Here is an 18,625-nt window from a genome sequence, read left to right as displayed (position 1 = left end):
CTTCTAGGGGGATTTTACATTGAATAAAAAGAAAGCAATTAAAGTACTAGGTGCATCAGCAATCGCTGCATCCGCATTCGTAGCAACATCTCCATCAAGTGCAGACGCTGCATCAGTAAGCCAAGTACAATCTTTAGTAAAAAAAGCTAAAGATGCTGGTACAGTTTTAAAATGGGCAATCTCAACTGAAGGCTCTGCTGATGGAACAACTCGTCCATGGGCACAATACAATGCTGCTAAAGCTGCTCGTGATAAAGCAGTAGCTGCAATTAACACATTACCAGCTTCTCAAAAAGCTGGATACCTTGCCGACATAGAACAAAATGTAAACCTTCACATTAACCGTACAATGTCTTACATTGATGCCATCACTGCTGGTGAAAAAATCAATGTGAAAAAAGCTGCTCTTGAAGCACAAATCTCTAAAGGGCTTATCGACGACAAGACTGAAGCTGCATACCATGCACTTTCTACTGAAATTCGTAAGCAAGCAATCCTATTAGACCGTGTTTACGGACAAACGACACGTGACGAAATCCGTGCAAACTACAAAAAAGCGGCTGAAACTGTACGTGACAGCGTGAAATACGAAGTATCTGCAAAAATCGAATTAGACTTAGCTAAAAAAGCTCTTGCTGCAAATGATGCTGCAACAGCTGAAAAGCACTTAACTGAAGCGGCTAAGTACATGAAAGATGTTAAAAATGCAGCAATGAAGGCAGCTCTTGTAAAAACTTTTGACGAGTTAGAAGCTCAAATGACTCCTGAAGTTAAATCAGTAACTGCAATCAATGCAAAGCAATTAGTTGTAAAATTCAATACAGCATTAGCAAAAGGTACGACTGAGGCACAATTATTAGCTGCTCTTTCATTAGAAACGAAAGCTGATTCAGCTGCTACTTTGTCTGAAGATAGAAAGACTGTTACTTATACTTTAGACAGCACTGAAGTTAAAAATGCAAAACTAACTGTTAAAGCTCTTGATACAGATAAAAAAGCTGCTGATCATACTGTCATTAAAACAGCTGAATACAATGCCGTATTCTCATTTGAAGATGTAGTAGCTCCAGAAGTAGCTGATAAAAAATTCAATTACACTTCTGCAACTTCAGCTGATTTAACATTAAAATTCTCTGAAGAGTTATCTTCTTTTGGAACGATCTCTGTAAATGGTGCTCAAGTTACTCCAGCTCCTGCAGATATCGATTTAGCTAAAGGTGAAGTTGTCCTACGTGGTTTAGAAGTAGGAAAATCATATACAATTGACGTTGTAGGTGCAACAGATGCTGCGGTGAAAACAAACAAGGCAGAGCATATTACTCTATCTTTAACAGTTCCAGCTCAACAAGTTGATTCAACAATTCCAACTGTATCTACTTCAACAAATGGAAATAAATTAGCTTTAACTTTCTCTGAAGAAGTAACAAAAGGCAGTGTATCTATTGGCGGCGTTGCTGTTGCAGCTAATGATATTACAACAACTGACAACAAAACATTTATTGTGGATGTTCAAAAAGCTAATGCTGGTGCATTCTTCGCTAACAATGCTAACTTCTTTACTTCAGAAGTTGTAATTAACGGATTTGCTGATAAAGCATCAACTCCAAATACAATGAAAGAAGTTAAATTCAATTCTACATTTACTGCTGATAACACTGCTGCATCATTAGTTCGTGCAGAAGCAAAAGCAGATGGAAAATTAGTGCTTGAATTTAACGAAGAAGTATCTGCTGCAAGTCTTTCAGCTCTAACAGTTAAGTCAATTGATGGAATTTTCCAAAGCAACACGAACCTAACTGTAGATTCTGCAATCAACCCAACTGTTGATGGAGAAGTTGTAAAGAACAAGCTTGAGCTAACACTAGCTGCTGGTACACAACTTGCAACTGGCAAGAACTATGTACTTGAAGTAGCTGCAGATAAAGTAGCTGACAGCTATGCAAACAAAAACGATAAAGCTATTACTTTAAATGTTGTAAGACCTGAAACAGCTGAACAACAAGCAGGTAAAGTAGTAACAACTACGATCAGTGAAGATAAAAATGTTATTTCTGTAGTATTTGCTAACACACATGCAAATGGAATGACTGATTCCGTTCTTTCTCCAGCTAACTACACTGTTGGCGGAAAAGCTCTTCCAGCAAACACAGATATTAAGTTTGTAGACAACAAGAACAAAGTAATGATTACATTACCAGAAGGATTTGTAACAGTGAACGGAACATTTACTTTTGCTGCTTCAAACTTAACGGATGCTTATGGAAATACTTTAGCTGATGGAGAAAATACAGCTCAAGTTGATTTAACTGAAAACATCGCTCCTACTGTAAACACAGCATTAACAGTAAACAGCAGCAATGAAGCAGTAGTTAGCTTCTCTGAATCAGTTGTTTCAACTGATATCGATGGCGATGCTACATTCTTCGAAGGTATTTCTGTAAAAGTTAACGGCTCTACTGCTGCATTTACACCAGCAGTAAACAACGGCAAGTTAACAGTTAAATTAACGAATGCGATCACACTTACAGATAAAGTAACAGTAGAATTTAAAGATGCTGAATTAACAGATGTTAATGGAAACCAAGTGAAGAATGGTTTTGCATCTAACTAATAATTAATTGTATGATCCATGAACACATTTGTATGTGAGTGGGTATTATAGAAGGAGAGCTACCGTAATATGCGGTAGCTCTTTTTTTTTACTAGTCTCTTGGGGCGGTTCCTTTTTTGATGCGCAGAAAATTGTATTTAAATCAAATATGCAATCTATTGTTTTGGTACTATATACATATATAAATAATCCATTTCTGCAAAATATGAGTAAATAGACTAATAGGATTGATTAATATGTTAATAGTATTTACACCAAGATAGCAAAGGAGACTTCCAATGACGGTTTGGCTAAAATCAGCAATTAGTGATTTTGATGTAAGCTCTGCAATTGAAGAGGTTGGGTACATCGATTGGGGAACGAATCATCATATTTTTGCTGGTGATATTGTTTATATTTATATGGGAAGACCAACACAAAAAATTTCATATAAGACAGAATGTGTGAAAGATGATCTAACAGAGAAGGAGTTAACAGATTATAGTCAGTTCTATCGCGTTCCATTATCGTCTTCAGCTGTTTCTAATCGAGTATCAAAAAAGTATATTCGTTTAAAGCCTTTAATCAATTTAGAAAGTTGTCTAGGTGAGGAGCTTTCTTTAAATGAACTTGTTGCAAAAGGGATGGCAAAATCTTATGTACGAGATACGAGAAAATTAGAGAATAAGCCGGATCTATTAAAATACATATATGAAGTAGAAGAAAAGCTAGAGATGGATTCGATAGATTCATTGGTACCGAAAGGGACACCAACTACAGTTGCAGAACGTATCGTGAAAACAAGAGTTGGACAAGGACTATTTAAGCAAAAGCTGTTATTGGAATCTCAGGAATGCTGTATCTGTGGCCTTACTGACATGAGTTTATTAATAGCTAGTCATATAAAGCCATGGAAAGACTGTACATCAAATGAGAGATTGGATAAGCATAACGGACTTCTGCTTTGTCCCGCTCATGATGCTCTGTTTGATAAGGGCTATATTACTTTTAATAACAATGGGAAAGTGGTTATTTCCTCAAGACTGGATGAAACAACGAAAAGGTTAATGAATATTGAATCGAGCAGTAAAATAAAACTATCCAAAAATAATAAGAAGTACATGGCGTTTCATCGAAGTAAGATTTTTAAATGACAAATTAGAGGTAAATAGCATTCAAAAAACTTCGTGTGGAGGTTTTGTCATTGGAGAAAATAGAAATTACAGAGAAGGAATTAGTTGATTGGGCTGATAGCTTTTCTCCGAAAAATAATAAATGGATTGTCGCTAACTTTCCGAAAAGAAGTCCTAGGGAATTTTAGAAAAGACGATCAATTTTTTAAGGAAATAAGTAAAGATTGTGGGATTTATTATTTTGTTAAGGAAAACAAGGTTAAATATGTGGGACAAAGTATAAATTAAAATCCCCTTTCTATAATCATAAGGATTCAAACGAGGCTTATTGTTTCGATTTTTATATTGTTACTGATAGTAAAAAGCCATTAGTTGTTGCCGATTTGGAGCTATTAGTAGAATACTTTAGAAGAATTTTGATTCTAGCAAAAAAGAATAAAGGTTGATTTTACTGACTCTTACTATAAAGCTATTTAGTCTAACTAAAATGAATTTAATACTGCAAATGTTAGCTGCAATATTACATAAAAGGACTGGGCGTTTGCAAGAAAGAGCAACCGCCTAGTCTTCGGTCATAGAAAAAGCAGTTATCGGATTAGGACTTTTTCTAAGTGTAAAAATAATCCACCATCTTGTATCCTAATCCACTGTCTTTTCTATTGCTTATAATTAAAAATCTCATATCTTTGTCATATCTTCTAGCTGTTCGGCTTGCTTGATTTTACAATTAAAGGATGCTAGTTTGTCTCTGATGAGTTTCGTTCGGCCATTGCTGTATATGATGAAGGTTTGGCGGTTGAGGCTGCTTGTTCTTTTGATGTGAACGGGGTTGTACCAGACGCACTCACTATGCTTAGGTGAAAGGGTAGGAAATATAACAATTCGATCTATTGGATTTACTAAAATGGGACAAATATAGATATTGCCCAGCAGACTTCTAGCTGTCTTCGTGGCGCCCTTTAAATCATATCCAACGCATATAATGTTGTCATTGATAATTTCAAGAGGTGATTTGTCGACGATGAAGGTTCTTCCTGTTTCTGTGACGAGGGTGCACAGCTTTCCGTTGCGGTCATAATAACCTGTCATTTCCATGAAATGTTTGTTGATGGTATAGCGGCTTTCCATAAACAAGCAAATCGACTCCTTTATGTAAAATATTCACTACTCCATTTGAACATTTGACCAATTGGGATCCTTCTCACGAATCCGGGCTCTTTCTACATCCATCTCAATTTCCTTCAAAAATTCAGAAGGCTCCATTCCTAAGGCTACGGCAAGGGAGCTAATTGTACTCAAAAGAGGCTCTTGCTGATTATTTTCCAGTAAACTAATTGTTCGTGTATCAAGCCCACTTTCCTCGGCGAGATCCTCCTGTGTCAGTAATTTGGACTTCCTTAGCTTCTTTAAAGTTTCACCAATATATTTTAGATTCCAGATTTCCATGATAAACCTCCTTTCTATCATTATTAGATAATATTAAGGTGAATTCTTACAGATATAGGACTGCATAAATGTTGAGTAAGGTAAACTTTTCTATTATTAGTAATATCCAAAATTTGTTTAAAAACTAGGTGTTAATCCCTATTATATGCGGTTTCTTAATTGAGCTGGTTAATGGAAAAGTAATTGTTACATTCTCATGAACAATTGTCTTTTCAAGTAAAAAATAATAAGGATAGCCGAATTTTGCTTGGGCAAAGTTGCCACCATCGGATGAAAACACACAGGGAAAGTGAAGTTGCTTATAAATAGTTTATAGGAGGAAGCAGGAAAAGGTTGTGATATTAGCCTCCTGCTTCCTATAAAAACTTACAATACCTTATTTTCTTTGATTGCTTTTCTTAGCTTATCCGTGGCAGCTGTTCTCCAATTTTTCACGGCAGATAATGAAACCTTCTCCATTGCGGCTATTTCTTTCACATTGAATCCCTTTAGGCATGTATAAAGAACCCATTTTGTCTGATTTTCAGTCAGGGATCCAGCTTGGCAATAGGAGAGGAGAATGTCTTCTTCCAATGGGCAGAGGCTGAACTCATCTTCTACGTAATCCAGGAACTCCTCGTTTACTGGACATGTATTCTCCGTATGCCTATTTGATTGCTTCATTTCTGTGAGAAATCTTCCCTTGATAAAGGTGTAAGCATAATTGGTGAAGTTCCCTTTCTCTGGATCAAATCGTTCATAAGCCTCCCATAATGCGATAAGACCAATCTGGAAGAACTCGTCCTTGTTCATATAAATGTTTAAGGACGAAATAATTTTGTAAATCATCGGTGTATATTGCTTCTTGACCTGTTCAAAGCTTTCCATCATGAATCCCTTCAGAAAGCGCGCTTTGCTCGTGTATTCCCGGGTAATCTACACCATAATGGAATGCTGAATTTTCAGCGAACAGGTTAAAGTCTAATTTCAACCAGGAAAAAGAGGGAAGAATGAAAAATTGGCATCAAAAGAGAAAATTGACCGAAAAAATAAGATGTTAGGACGAAATTGAATCAATCGAACATTTTTTTCTAAAAATCAATTCCTCTTGCCCCTGTCCGGTAGAAAAGCCTAGCTCAAATAACTCACCAAAATAGTGCTCGTCTAATTTCTTATTTAAGATTCCATGGAAGTAAGCAATAGGGTTTGCTACCCTATTGGCTGACTTCATTTTCCGAATCAGCTGCTTAAAGGAATGGATCGCTAAAGAAGTTATCAGGTCAGTTTCACTCTCCCTGTTATGTCGGTAAGCGGCGATGGTCGTCATTCTCCAAAATTCTTCAATCTCCTTGGCGACAGGAAAGAAGCATTTCATCAGTTGGACGAATGCACGAGGAACTCGGTCACTTGTATAGGTATGGTCAAGTTCAGTCTCTTTACGTTTATTTTTATCTTTAATTATTGTTTTAGAGAGATTGATAGCTTTATTAAGGGAGTTCATTTTTTCCTCTTTAGGTGGTTCACTGCTGGGAAAACAATTAAATACATACAAATTACTAGACTGTGACCCATTTCTTCTTTCTGTTTCATAAATCGTTAGGATGCCTAACGCTGACACCTTGGCAACCATTCGTTTAAACGTAGATCGGGAAATCCCGTTTCCGCCATACTCTTCATGAATGGCTTTTAACAAGGTACCGATTTTCGCATTACATACACCCGGCACTTTCGCAGCGAAGCGGATGAGCCGCTTCAGCCCAACTAGTTCTCCTTTCGTAAGCTGGTCCTTATGTACAGCCAGCCACATTTCGATATGCGTATTAAACTCCTGAAGATTCCTAAATTGTGAAAACGACTTAAACTGTTCTACATTGCCTGATTTTAAATTCATCTCTATGCACCACCCTTTTATTGCTATATATCTATTTGGGTGGAAATGGGACAGGATGAGTGCTCATTATTTTTAGACAAGGAAATTTTATTAGCGGGCATGCTGAAGCGCTTGCATTAAAAAGGGACTATAAAAAGATGATGAAATTATTAGAACATGCACAATTGAAGCGTCCAGATTACTATGCATTACAAGATAGTATCGATATGATCGATAGACTATTGAATATGAGGATGTCCTTGGCAAAGTTAGTGAAAATATAAAAAGGACTCAATTTCAATGAAGTTTATGCAACTGTAGTTGCTATTGTATCTGATGAGGAACGAAAAAACGGCTCAACCATTTTAAGCAAATACAAAGCCACTTATGAAATTCGCTATGAAAATGATCAGCTGAAACTGATATCTGGGAAGGCGGAGAAGATTAATTAGGGGGTACGATGTATTGTTTTGTTGAGCAAGACTTAAGGGAAATAGGACAGGTGAACTAAAGAAAAGGCTCTGGAAATATTCAGAAGCCTTTTCAACTATTGTTATTCATCGAGATAGCTTTATTCAAAAATATAACCAATCACATCCAACGCCTGTTCAACTGTCTCTACTGTTACATTTGCCTTATTGGAAAGTTCCTTTAACGGGTGGATTAATGATTCCGGTCGAATGATAATGGTTGGTTTATTCAACGTTATTGCTGTTGTGGCATCCATCGCTGTATTCCATTGTTTATACTTTTCGCCAAACAATGCAATCACGATATCGGCCTTCTGCATTAATACTTGTGTTCGGAAATTGTTTATATCAGATGCTGCATCATCCTTATAAAGGTTGCTAGGTTGTTTCCCTAGAATCTCTTCACCGATATTATCTGACCGGTCATGGTTTGTTTGAGGTGCCACAAATATTAACGGAAGATTTTTCGCCTTTGCTTTTTTCTCTAATTCCTCTCTCCAATTATCATGAATCTGTCCAGCTAAATAAACGGTTAATTCCATTAATATCCCTCCAAGTGCAATTAGTCTACTCTATCTTATAAAATTTTGTTGGAATTTTCAAAAATTAATGTGTGGTAGGAACTGCTATCTCCGTCAAGATGAGTATGATGAAGGCCCAATCTTGTTCAGAAAACAAAGAGATTGTCTTTCATCGCAGCAATGAAGGCCCCATTTTAGTCGGAAAACAAGGAAAGTGTCCTTCATCGGGGTAATGAAAGCCCAAACATGGTCGGAAACCAATGGAAGAGTCCTTCATCAGGTGAATGAAAGCCCAAACTAAGTCGGAAACCAAATGAAGAGTCCTTCATCGGTTCAAAGAAAGCCCAAACTTTTAAGCGAACAGTTTGGGTTTGGTGAACAAGAACAATTGAATCAGCAAAAATCTCTAATCCCTGTAGATGGATCTACAGGTTTTTTGTATTTTTATAACCTTATACGGAATCAATGATTTTCGTAGTATATGTTCGCCATATAATAATACTTGCTTTCAAATAATCAGAAACTTATAAAAAATCATAAAAATGTATTTACAATATTTTTTGTCATGGTATTATTATAAAAACGTTACAAAATTTAGAATAGTGGTTCTATAATCGAACCACAAAGGGTGTGTGAATTTGAGCTCGAAAACAGTTAGTAAGGCCCTTAGTATATTGGATGCATTTACTGCTGAAACCCCATCATGGGGATTGAGGGATCTTGCGAGATATTTAGATATGAGTCATACGATTGTTCATCGTATTCTCTCAACATTTGAGGAGAAGGGATATGTTGTTCAAAATACCGAAACAAACAAATATGAATTAGGGATCAAATTTATGGAGCTGGGCAATGTGGTTGAAGAAAATCTGAAGATATCCGAGATGATTCAGCCCATTATGAAGCGGATTGCTTTAGGGACAGGGGAAAGTGTAGTCTTGACCATTATTGATAATGAAGAAGGTCTATACCTGAAAATCGTTGAGAGTGAAAAAAGTGTTCGTTTTTCGGAATCGGTTGGAAAGAGAAGTCCCTTGTATATTGGTGCTTCACACAAAGTGATTCTAGCGCATCTTCCCCCAGACATTCAGAGCAAAATTATCGATCATGGGATAGAAAATAAAGCTAGACAGATTAATACAAAAGAAAGCTTCCAAGTTTTACTTGAATTTATTAAAAAGCAAGGCTGGTTCTATACATCCAGTGAAACGTTTGAGGAAGTGGCTGCTGTATCTATTCCTTTATTTGATAAAAAGAATAATATTCTAGGCTCTTTATCAGTTGCTGGCCCAGACTATCGTTTAACAGATGAACAGGCAAAGAAAATTCTTCCTATACTGAAAGAATATCAAGAAAATATGAATTTCATTTTAAGCAAAGTCTTTTTTCCATCTAGAAGAAATTATTTAATGAATAAACTATCTTAATGGAGAGGAGGGAGTTAGTTGGATAAGATTCTTGAAGTGAAAAGTCTTGTCACAGGTTATCAAGGGAAGGATGGGTTTGTAAGAGCTGTAGATGGTGTTTCTTTCGATATTAATAGAGGAGAGACCATTTGTATTGTAGGTGAATCAGGCAGTGGGAAAAGTGTAACATCCATGAGTATTATGCGGCTAGTAGAATATGAGAATGGAAGAATCATCGAGGGCGAAATTAAATTCAATGGCGAGGAACTGACGACCAAAAATACCGAGGAAATGAGAAGGATAAGAGGATCGAAAATATCGATGATCTTTCAGGAACCTCTAACTGCACTTAACCCTGTTTTTACAATCGGCAAACAAATTACAGAAGCCATTCTTTTTCATCACCCGATAAGTAAAAAGGAGGCTTGGCAGCGAGCGGAAGAACTTGTTCGTCTTGTAGGAATATCAGATCCTCAGGCTCGCTTGAAGCAATATCCACATGAATTATCAGGCGGGATGAGGCAGAGGGTAATGATTGCCATTGCTTTAGCTTCTGAACCGGACCTTCTCATTGCTGATGAACCAACAACTGCCTTAGATGTTACCATTGAGGCGCAAATACTAGAGCTTTTACGGAAATTACGTCAAGAACGTAATATGTCCATCCTGCTCATTACTCACGATATTGGTGTTGCTGCCGAAATGGCCGACCGAATTATCATTATGTATGCAGGAAAAGTGATGGAAATTGCTAAAACAAAGGATATTTTTGATCAGCCACTCCACCCGTATTCAAAAGGACTGCTGGAGTCCGTTCCAAAGATGAACGGAGAACGCGGGGTACCTTTAAAATCAATTAAAGGATCAATTCCTAGTTTAAATGAAATTCCAAGCGGCTGCCGTTTTTCTCCACGCTGTCCATTTGCAACAGATAAATGCCATACAGAAGAACCGCTTTTAGAAATGAGAGGGGAAAGACAAGTTGCATGCTGGCATGTAGATTATCTGATCGAAAATAGTTTACTTCAAATTGAAGAAGAAGGGGGTGTATCTATTGAATCCTAATCAAAAGAGCTATTCTTCTGACAACTCAGAACCACTTCTAAGAATTGAAAATTTGAAAAAACACTTTCCAATCAAAGGAGGCGGTTATTTTAGGAAAGAAAAAAAGGCAGTGCTGGCTGTTGATGATGTGTCCTTTACGATTTATAAAGGGGAGACATTAGGTTTAGTCGGTGAGTCAGGCTGCGGGAAATCAACACTTGGCAGAAACATTTTGAGGCTGCAGGAGCCAACAGAGGGTCAGGTTTTCTTTAATAATACGAATATCTTATTACATAACAAACATGAACTTAGAAAACTGCGAAAACAGATGCAAATTATCTATCAGGATCCTTTTGGCTCGTTGAATCCTCGCTTTACAATAGGACAAATTATAGGCGAAATGTATGAAATCCATGGCATTGCGAAAGGAGCTGAAAAGGAAAAGAAAGTAAAGGAAATGCTTGAATTAGTTGGACTGGATCCTAGCCGTTACAATAGCTATCCGCATGAATTTTCTGGGGGGCAGCGGCAAAGAGTTGGCATTGCAAGAGCGCTTGCGCTAAATCCGACATTTGTTGTAGCAGATGAACCAGTCTCTGCACTTGATGTGTCAGTTCAATCACAAGTAATCAATTTATTGATGAAGCTTAAAAAGGAATTTGGCCTTACCTTACTTTTTATCGCACATGGTTTAAATGTTGTTAGACATATATCAGATCGTGTAGGTGTCATGTATTTAGGAAAACTTGTTGAGCTGTCAGAAACGGATAATATCTTCGAGAGTCCAGCCCATCCGTATACAGCAGCACTGTTATCAACAGTCCCTGAAGCAGATCCACGATTGAAAAAAGAGCGAATAGTTTTAAAAGGAGAAGTCCCTTCTCCAGCTAATCCTCCATCTGGTTGTCGTTTTCGAACAAGATGTCCACTTGCAGCAGAACGATGCAAGAATGAAATGCCGCCATTAGTAGAAGTACGCAGTAAACACCACGTCGCTTGCCATTACCCACTAGAAGAAGGACAAACACTAAAAGAAGCCATTGCTTCTAGAAAAGAAGGACAATTGTCCATTTAATTATCTGAATGTTTTTTTAAACGGAATAATCAGTCTAAAAATAAAAAATAAGGAGTTTTTAAACATGACACAAACAACTAAGCAAGGAAACAAGAAAATGTATGACGGATACAAATCTTTTCAGTATTTAGAAGCTGGTGTGGATTATAAAGAGTATAAATTATCGAAAGAAAATGATCGAGTGGAACCTTACGTTTATCCTGTCTCGGCAGATGAAGAAGAAACCGTTCAAGAAATATTAGAACAGGATTATATCGTTTCCATGCATGAACATACATTTGTTATGCCAGAGAATTTACAAGAGTTCTATGAATTTAGACGTCAAGGACGTGATTGGACAGGCTTTGAAGCGCTAAGCCAATCCGGATTGGATGTCATATTCGAAAACTTCATGGATGGAACAGCGATGATTACTTCTCAGGCAGGATGGAAATGGTCAGATGTCATTCATGATTTGGGTATTCGTTTTAGTGATATTGCTCATCAAGATATGGTAATCAAGGCAGAGCGTATCTCGGATTTATATCGCGCGAAAAAGGAAGGGAAAATTGCCTTTGTTGGGGCATTGGAGTCTTCAACAATGATTGAAAATGAGCTTGATCGATTAGATGTTTTATATGGGTTTGGTATCCGTACGATGGGGATTGTTTATTCTGAAGCCAATCAATTAGGAGCAGGTTTAAGAGAACCGAATGATGGTGGTTTAACTGTATTTGGTAAGCAGGCTGTTCGTCGGATGAATAAGCTTGGAATTACGATTGACGTGTCACATGCAGGGGATAAGACATCATTAGATACGATTGAGGCAAGTGAAAAGCCTGTCACGATTAACCATGCAGGAGCCCGTGCGCTCTGGGATACAAAACGCTTAAAACCTGATGATGTGATTAAAGCTTGTGCAGAAAAAGGAGGAGTTATTGCGATTGAAGCTGCTCCACATTCGACGATTACTCATAATCATCCTGCACATAATATTGAGTCATTCATGGAGCATTTTGAGTATACAGCCAATTTAGTGGGGATCGACCATGTGGCTTTTGGCCCTGATACATTATTTGGGGATCACGTAGGTGTTCATGACCTCCTAGCCGGACAGCTTTCCATCAAGAGTGCTCAAATGGCAAATCTGCAAAAGGTTGAATATGTGAAAGGGCTTGAAAACCCAGCAGAATGCTTCCCTAATATTGTTCGCTGGTTAGTGAAGAAAGGCTACAGCCGTGAAGAGATTCGTAAAGTTGTTGGCGGAAATATCTTCCGTGTGTTGGAGGCTACTTGGGCAAAATAATTTAATTTGAGAGGGTAGATGATTATGAAGAAAAGCAAATGGAAATTTTTTAGTACCCTATTGCTCTCCGTTATTCTTCTTACTGCATGCTCCTACGGAGGAGAAAGTACGACTACAAGTGGAGAAAAAGAAGATGGAAATGGTTCGGCGAGTGGACCAAAGAAAGGTGGAAAGGTCTCCATTCCGATTGTAGCAGATCCGACATTTAACCCCTGGCATCCGAACGCATACGCAGAATCAAATGTCATCAACAGAGTATTATTCTCAGGGTTAACACAGCCAGGAAAGGATTTAGCACCTTCACCTGACTTAGCCACAAAATGGGAGGCATCAGAAGACGGCCTTGAATGGACCTTCTATTTAAGGGACGATGTTCTTTGGCATGACGGGGAAAAATTTACTGCTGAAGATGTCGCCTATACATTTAATGAAATCGCATTAAATAAAGAATTAGGGGCAAATAATGCATCTTATTTCCAAAAGGTAAAAGAGGTTCAAGTAGTGGATGACTTCACAGTAAAGTTTATGATGGAGAGTCCAGTAGCGGCTTTACCAGCTTATTTAAGCTTTAATACAGAGATTGTTCCAGAACATATCTTTAAAGGGAATGATCCTTGGGAATTAACCTCTTTTAATAAGAAGACCCCTGTCGGAACCGGTTCATTTAAGCTAAAGAGCTATACTTCTGGTCAGAGTGTCGTTCTCGAAAGAAATGAGGACTACTATGGAGAGACCGCTCTTCTTGATGAGGTAGAGTATAAGGTTCTTGCTGATGCCAATACACATGTTGCCCAAATTTTAAGCGGCGAGCTCTCCATTTTTGCTTTAGATGATTTGGCTGCACTTGACCGAATTGAAAAGGCAAAAGGTGTAACTGTTGAGGGAAGAGAGACTACCCGCTTCTTCTGGCTTATTGTGAATCAGCAAATTGAAAAATATCAGGATGTACGGGTTAGACAAGCACTCCTTCATGCCATTGACCGTCAAAACATCATTGATACCGTGCTTAAAGGATATGGAACAATTGCCGATGCGGGGATTGCCCCAGCATTGAAGGAATATTACACCGATGATGTTACGCGATATGAGTATGATCCGGAACGTGCGAAAGAACTCCTTGCTGAAGCAGGCTGGAAAGACACAGATGGGGATGGCATTGTCGATAAAGATGGAGAGCCATTTAAAATTGACTTCGAAATAGGGATTCAAGGGGACTTGGAGGCTGTTTCCCAAATGGTCCAGCAATATCTCGTGAAAGTTGGCTTGGATGTTAAATTAAATGCGATGGAATGGAATGCGATGGTCCAGGATGTCGTTGTTAATCGAGATTATGAAATGAGCTTAAATTGGTGGAGATATCCTGCTGATCCAGATTTATCAGCTTATATGCATTCAAATAGTATTAAGGGAATGAATATTCCTGCTTATCAGAATCCGGAGTTGGATAAGTTATTAGATGCGGGTGCACAAGCAAGTGATGTGGAGGATCGTAAAGGAATTTATACGGATGCGCAGAAATTAATGGCGGATGAACTGCCATATATGTTCCTTTGGTACCCGCAAGAAGCGCAAGTACGTGTTGATAAACTTAAAGGGGTTCCAGAACTTGCATTTGGGGATGCTCTTCATTATATCCATGAGTGGTATATCGAAGAATAGTGAATAGGATATGGAAGTGTGTGAACAACACACTTCCATTCCACTAACAAGGAAAGGAAGGAGGAGATGAAGTGCTCAGATTTTTGCTTAATCGATTGGGACAAAGTGCAGTTTTATTACTTATCGTGACAGTCATCACCTTTTTTCTAATTAACCTTGCCCCCGGTGGACCAGCAAGCACGATGAGAATGGAAGCATCTCCGGAAGAGCGTCAAGCAATGATTGAGAAATTAGGATTGGATCAGCCAATATATATACGCTACATAGACTGGATAACAAATGCGGTTCAAGGCGATCTTGGAATATCCTTACTTCGAGTGAGCCTGTTATTCAGCGAATTTCAGAAAGACTGCCTTATACAATTGAATTAACGGTTTTCACAATTGTTATTTCTGTTATTATTGGCATTCTTTTGGGAGTATTATCAGCTATAAAACGAGGAAAAGCACAGGACCATATAATAAATTTTATGAGTGTCATAGGCTTGTCTGTTCCAGCATTTTGGCTAGGGCTTATGCTAATCTTGCTATTTTCAATTACCCTTGGCTGGCTGCCTTCATCAGGTGTAGGATCTCGAGGGGCAGATTTTGATTTATGGGGCTGGATCTCTCATTTAATTTTGCCTGTCCTTATTTTAACCACGACCGTACTCCCAAATATTGTTCGATTTACACGCTCATCCATGCTTGAAGTAATCTCTCAAAACTATATTCGAACGGTTCGGGCAAAGGGAGCGAAGGAATCAATTGTCTTATATGTTCATGCTTTGCGTAATGCTTTAATACCGGTCGTTACAATAATAGGTGTTCTTATTCCCCGTCTTTTAAGTGGCGCCGTCATTACTGAAGCTATTTTTGGATGGACAGGAATTGGAACGTTAATTATTGAAGCGGCGAGAGGAAGGGATTATCCTCTTGTAATGGGTGTTACAGTCATGATTACGATTGTAGTTGTTGTGTGTAACCTATTTGTAGATCTTGTTTATTCTCGAATTGATCCAAGAGTGAAAAATGTATAAATAGATCTGGGGAGGTGAGATGGAATGGAGGCTTCTACTCAAACGAATGTAACGAGCGGAGCAGCGGTAAAAGTCAAAAAAAAGAATACGTTACTCAATCGATTGCTTCAAAATAAAGTTGCCTATTTTTCATTTTGGTTTTTGATTATATTACACATCATCGTATTTATTGGACCTTTAGTCTGGACTGTGAATCCAGAAGAGTTACAGGAGGTTGGTGCCTTAGCTAGCTGGTCATTGCAGCATCCATTCGGTACAGATGACCTTGGCCGTGATGTATTTGCCAGAATGCTTCATGGGGGAAGAGTAACATTGCTTGTTGGTTTAGCAGCCATGCTATTCTCTTTATTTATTGGCACCTTTGTCGGAGCATGTGCTGGATTTTTTGGGAAGTTTGTAGAAGCTGTGTTTATGAGAATTACAGAGGCAATGATGGCGATTCCGAATTTTTTCTTTGTTCTTGTCGCCTTAACTGTACTTGGTACAAGTCCATTTATGGTCATTGTGGTCATTGCTTTATCTAGCTGGATGGAAATTGCGAGGGTTGTATACGGGGAGACTCTGAAATGGAAAGAGTATGAATTTGTTGAGGCAGCTAATGCATCTGGTGCAAAATCGATAAGAATTTTAACTAAATATATTATTCCTCAAATTATCCCTTCCATTATCGTATCAGGAACATTAACAATTGCTGCAGCTATTCTTACTGAGAGTGCCATTAGTTATCTAGGCCTAGGCATACAACCGCCAACACCGACATGGGGCAATATGCTGCAAAATTCGCAGCAATATATTTGGACGGCACCTGTACTTGGGATTTTACCAGGGGCTGCCATTACCATCGCAGTGCTTGCTTATAATTTCTTAGGAGATGGCCTACGCGATGCACTTGATCCACGATTTGTTAAAAAATAATGAAAGGAGCTACGACAATGTTTATTACGATTAACGATAACGAGCTTTACTATGAAATTCATGGGAATCCTGATGGAGAGACTATTTTTTTTATCCATGGAGCTCCTGGTTTAAGTGATTGCCGTGGGGATATTAAAGCTTTTTCCCCGCTCGGTGATACATACCGTCTTGTATTTATGGATATGCGGGGATCTGGCCGATCAGGGGGAAACCCGCCATTTACGCATGAACAATGGGCAGCAGATATCGAAGAAATGAGGAAAACCTTAGTTGGCGGTCCAATTAAGATTCTAGGTGGATCCTATGGAGGATTTCTAACGCTTGAGTATACGCTGCGCTATCCGGAAAATGTTACTCATGTGTTATTACGTGATACGGCTGCCAATAGTGAATTTGATCATCTTTCTGTTGACCGGGCTTTAGAGAGTCATTTGCCAGGGATAACAGAGGAGGGCATTCGCCGGCTATTCGATGGGAAGGTAGGATCGAATGAAGAACTAAAGGAGATGTTTACAGCCATTCAACCGCTTTATACGGTCGAATTTGACGCAGAAGCAGTCAAAGCACGTTTGGATTCTATCTATTATCGCTGTGAGACGCATAATTTTGCTTTTCGCTATAATAAACCAGCGTTTAATTTAGTTCCAGATTTGCACCAAATATCTGTTCCAACATTAGTGACTGTAGGCAGACATGACTGGATTACACCAGTAGTTTGCTCAGAGCTCATTGCTGAGAAGGTACCTAATTCAAAACTCGTTATCTTTGAAAATAGCGGACACTCCCCTCAGCAAGAGGAAAATGAGGCATATTTAAAGTTAGTTCGTGAATTCCTTCATGCGGATCTTTAATGAAGAATCAGCTTTGACCTAATCATTCATGGATATTTCATTAATAGACAAGTCTTCGTTTTCTCTTAGATGTTTGATATAATTTACATCTGGCACTGCTAGCATCCTTTCAATTCCTCCACCTGTTATGATCTCGACAATCAAACAGTAGAGGTCATTTTTGGAGCAGGCAAGCCTTTTTTTATGCAGCTAGGTTCTGCACATAATCTCTGCAAAACTCTGTCCTTTTTTTTGCAATAAACAGATATAAAGGGAAACTTTCACGCTCAGTACAATGAAACGAAAAAAAGAGGGACTGACTGTTTCCTAAAAGTAAAAGTCCCTCTTACCTATTTCTATGTTGGGGGTTGTCACCTAAACTACGTGATTATGGTTACAACTTTACAATATTTCTTTCTCTTGACTGATAATCGTAAATTCCTACAAAAATAGATGCTTTGTTTGAATTCTTAGTTACATCAAAAGTGATGTAGTTTCCTTCATTTCCATTTCCATAGGCGAAAATCAACAAATATTGATAGATCTTACTGGTCTTTTCTCTCGCAAATATATCGCGGTCGCGTTGCACCCATCCTTTGTGGATTTGTACGTTCGTTTTGATTGAAACATCTGTAATTTTGTCAATTTCTAATTCAAAAGTGTGCTCATTTCTTTCGAAAACAATCTTATCATTACATCTATAAACGAACGTATTAGTACCCGTATTGATTGGGAGACCTGACACATGTTTTAACTTTAAACATACATCAGCACCTAGTTCTTTTATTCTTGCTTTTGAACCAGGTGTTAATTTTTTTCTTTCCCTTCTAAGTTCTATTTCCCTCTGAAGAGATTGGTTATTGTTATAGGATAGGAGTTTTTTTATTAAAAAGGATTCAAGTATGACCAAAAAAACCAAAAAAACTAAAACTATTGCATAGTCACCTGCTTGGTAACTGATCATGTTAATAAAAACACCCGATACAAATATCACAAGATACAAGCCAACAAGTACAGTACCTATTAAATACAAATTCCTTTTCAATAGCATCCTCACTTGACCTCTTTTCCTTATAGTTTTTTTACAAATGTTGAAATGGTAATTTCTCTTCACTTCGCTATTTAGTTTTCATGTGTTTACTAACGCATGTAAATAATATTCAAAATCTGATTTTCTTCTACTTAGAGTTCGGGTTTATTCCCTTTAAAAACATGTAGCTCGCTTAATATGTTGTCTATTAAAAATAGTTCAGGTAAATATAGTTTTAAAATTTTGAACTGAGTATTTTTGATTAACGTCACTCCACTTTAAAAGTAACTCCAGTACTTCCATTGTAAAGGAATTTATTGTTGTCTGAACAAGAATTTCCTAATTTTGCTAGTG

18 protein-coding genes are annotated in these 18,625 nt (G+C 37.9%); 12 read left to right on the top strand and 6 right to left on the bottom strand.

All coding sequences use genetic code 11. The annotated features are described in order from the left end of the window. Positions 1–19 precede the first annotated feature (19 nt). Positions 20–2,611 carry a hypothetical protein gene (locus AN957_RS24770; RefSeq protein WP_056686715.1) on the top strand — a complete coding sequence of 864 codons (2,592 nt, stop codon included), beginning with the start codon at positions 20–22 and terminating at the stop codon, positions 2,609–2,611. 278 nt (positions 2,612–2,889) lie between these two features. Beyond that, positions 2,890–3,744, top strand: a complete 855-nt coding sequence (locus AN957_RS24765) for an HNH endonuclease (protein WP_056686712.1) — start codon at positions 2,890–2,892, stop codon at positions 3,742–3,744. A 657-nt stretch (positions 3,745–4,401) separates the two neighbouring features. Here AN957_RS24765 and AN957_RS24760 read toward each other — a convergent pair. The 4 genes from AN957_RS24760 to AN957_RS24745 all read right to left on the bottom strand — a co-directional run bounded on the left by AN957_RS24760 (position 4,402) and on the right by AN957_RS24745 (position 7,039). Beyond that, a complete protein-coding gene (locus tag AN957_RS24760) occupies positions 4,402–4,851 on the bottom strand; it encodes a competence protein ComK (RefSeq protein ID WP_245637838.1) in 450 nt (149 codons plus the stop codon). 36 nt (positions 4,852–4,887) lie between these two features. After that, entirely contained in the window at positions 4,888–5,169 is a 282-nt protein-coding gene (locus AN957_RS24755; protein WP_056686705.1) for a helix-turn-helix domain-containing protein, read from the bottom strand. A 366-nt stretch (positions 5,170–5,535) separates the two neighbouring features. Next, the gene (locus tag AN957_RS24750) at positions 5,536–6,036 is read right to left on the bottom strand and encodes a sigma-70 family RNA polymerase sigma factor (RefSeq protein ID WP_056686702.1); all 501 of its coding nucleotides are present in this window, start codon (positions 6,034–6,036) and stop codon (positions 5,536–5,538) included. A gap of 169 nt (positions 6,037–6,205) precedes the next feature. Then, positions 6,206–7,039 carry a hypothetical protein gene (locus tag AN957_RS24745; RefSeq protein WP_245637813.1) on the bottom strand — a complete coding sequence of 278 codons (834 nt, stop codon included), beginning with the start codon at positions 7,037–7,039 and terminating at the stop codon, positions 6,206–6,208. Between the two features lie 59 nt (positions 7,040–7,098). Between AN957_RS24745 and AN957_RS24740 the strand changes: the two genes are divergently transcribed. Continuing rightward, positions 7,099–7,302, top strand: a complete 204-nt coding sequence (locus AN957_RS24740; RefSeq protein ID WP_056686698.1) for a hypothetical protein — start codon at positions 7,099–7,101, stop codon at positions 7,300–7,302. A gap of 287 nt (positions 7,303–7,589) precedes the next feature. On the opposite strand, the gene AN957_RS24735 is transcribed toward AN957_RS24740, so the two are convergent. Next, positions 7,590–8,030 (bottom strand): YtoQ family protein, encoded by a 441-nt coding sequence (locus tag AN957_RS24735; RefSeq protein ID WP_056686695.1) that lies wholly within the window; start codon positions 8,028–8,030, stop codon positions 7,590–7,592. Positions 8,031–8,647: 617 nt separating this feature from the next. On the opposite strand from AN957_RS24735, the gene AN957_RS24730 reads away from it, so the two are divergent. The 9 genes from AN957_RS24730 to AN957_RS24695 all read left to right on the top strand — a co-directional run bounded on the left by AN957_RS24730 (position 8,648) and on the right by AN957_RS24695 (position 17,262). After that, on the top strand, positions 8,648–9,436 hold the full coding sequence (locus AN957_RS24730; protein ID WP_056686692.1) for an IclR family transcriptional regulator: 789 nt from the start codon (positions 8,648–8,650) through the stop codon (positions 9,434–9,436). Between the two features lie 18 nt (positions 9,437–9,454). Further along, positions 9,455–10,480, top strand: coding sequence for an ABC transporter ATP-binding protein (locus tag AN957_RS24725; RefSeq protein WP_053478631.1), 1,026 nt, complete (start codon positions 9,455–9,457; stop codon positions 10,478–10,480). Beyond that, entirely contained in the window at positions 10,470–11,534 is a 1,065-nt protein-coding gene (locus AN957_RS24720; protein WP_056686689.1) for an ABC transporter ATP-binding protein, read from the top strand. The genes AN957_RS24725 and AN957_RS24720 overlap by 11 nt, the downstream gene beginning before the upstream one ends. Before the next feature lie 64 nt (positions 11,535–11,598). Further along, entirely contained in the window at positions 11,599–12,819 is a 1,221-nt protein-coding gene (locus AN957_RS24715; RefSeq protein ID WP_053478633.1) for a dipeptidase, read from the top strand. Between the two features lie 24 nt (positions 12,820–12,843). Continuing rightward, positions 12,844–14,478, top strand: a complete 1,635-nt coding sequence (locus AN957_RS24710; RefSeq protein ID WP_056686686.1) for an ABC transporter substrate-binding protein — start codon at positions 12,844–12,846, stop codon at positions 14,476–14,478. 71 nt (positions 14,479–14,549) lie between these two features. Beyond that, positions 14,550–14,849, top strand: coding sequence for an ABC transporter permease family protein (locus tag AN957_RS28715; protein ID WP_245637812.1), 300 nt, complete (start codon positions 14,550–14,552; stop codon positions 14,847–14,849). Between the two features lie 41 nt (positions 14,850–14,890). Beyond that, positions 14,891–15,496 (top strand): ABC transporter permease, encoded by a 606-nt coding sequence (locus AN957_RS28710; protein ID WP_245637811.1) that lies wholly within the window; start codon positions 14,891–14,893, stop codon positions 15,494–15,496. Between the two features lie 24 nt (positions 15,497–15,520). Beyond that, the gene (locus AN957_RS24700; RefSeq protein ID WP_056686683.1) at positions 15,521–16,411 is read left to right on the top strand and encodes an ABC transporter permease; all 891 of its coding nucleotides are present in this window, start codon (positions 15,521–15,523) and stop codon (positions 16,409–16,411) included. Between the two features lie 17 nt (positions 16,412–16,428). After that, positions 16,429–17,262, top strand: a complete 834-nt coding sequence (locus AN957_RS24695) for an alpha/beta fold hydrolase (RefSeq protein ID WP_056686680.1) — start codon at positions 16,429–16,431, stop codon at positions 17,260–17,262. Between the two features lie 373 nt (positions 17,263–17,635). On the opposite strand, the gene AN957_RS24690 is transcribed toward AN957_RS24695, so the two are convergent. After that, the gene (locus tag AN957_RS24690; protein ID WP_142108355.1) at positions 17,636–18,286 is read right to left on the bottom strand and encodes a hypothetical protein; all 651 of its coding nucleotides are present in this window, start codon (positions 18,284–18,286) and stop codon (positions 17,636–17,638) included. Positions 18,287–18,625 lie beyond the last annotated feature (339 nt).

The organism is Cytobacillus solani (genome assembly GCF_001420595.1).
In the GTDB taxonomy this organism is placed as follows: domain Bacteria; phylum Bacillota; class Bacilli; order Bacillales; family Cytobacillaceae; genus Cytobacillus; species Cytobacillus solani.
Note: the sequence above shows the minus strand (reverse complement) of the source record. Positions and strands in the feature narration are given on the sequence as shown.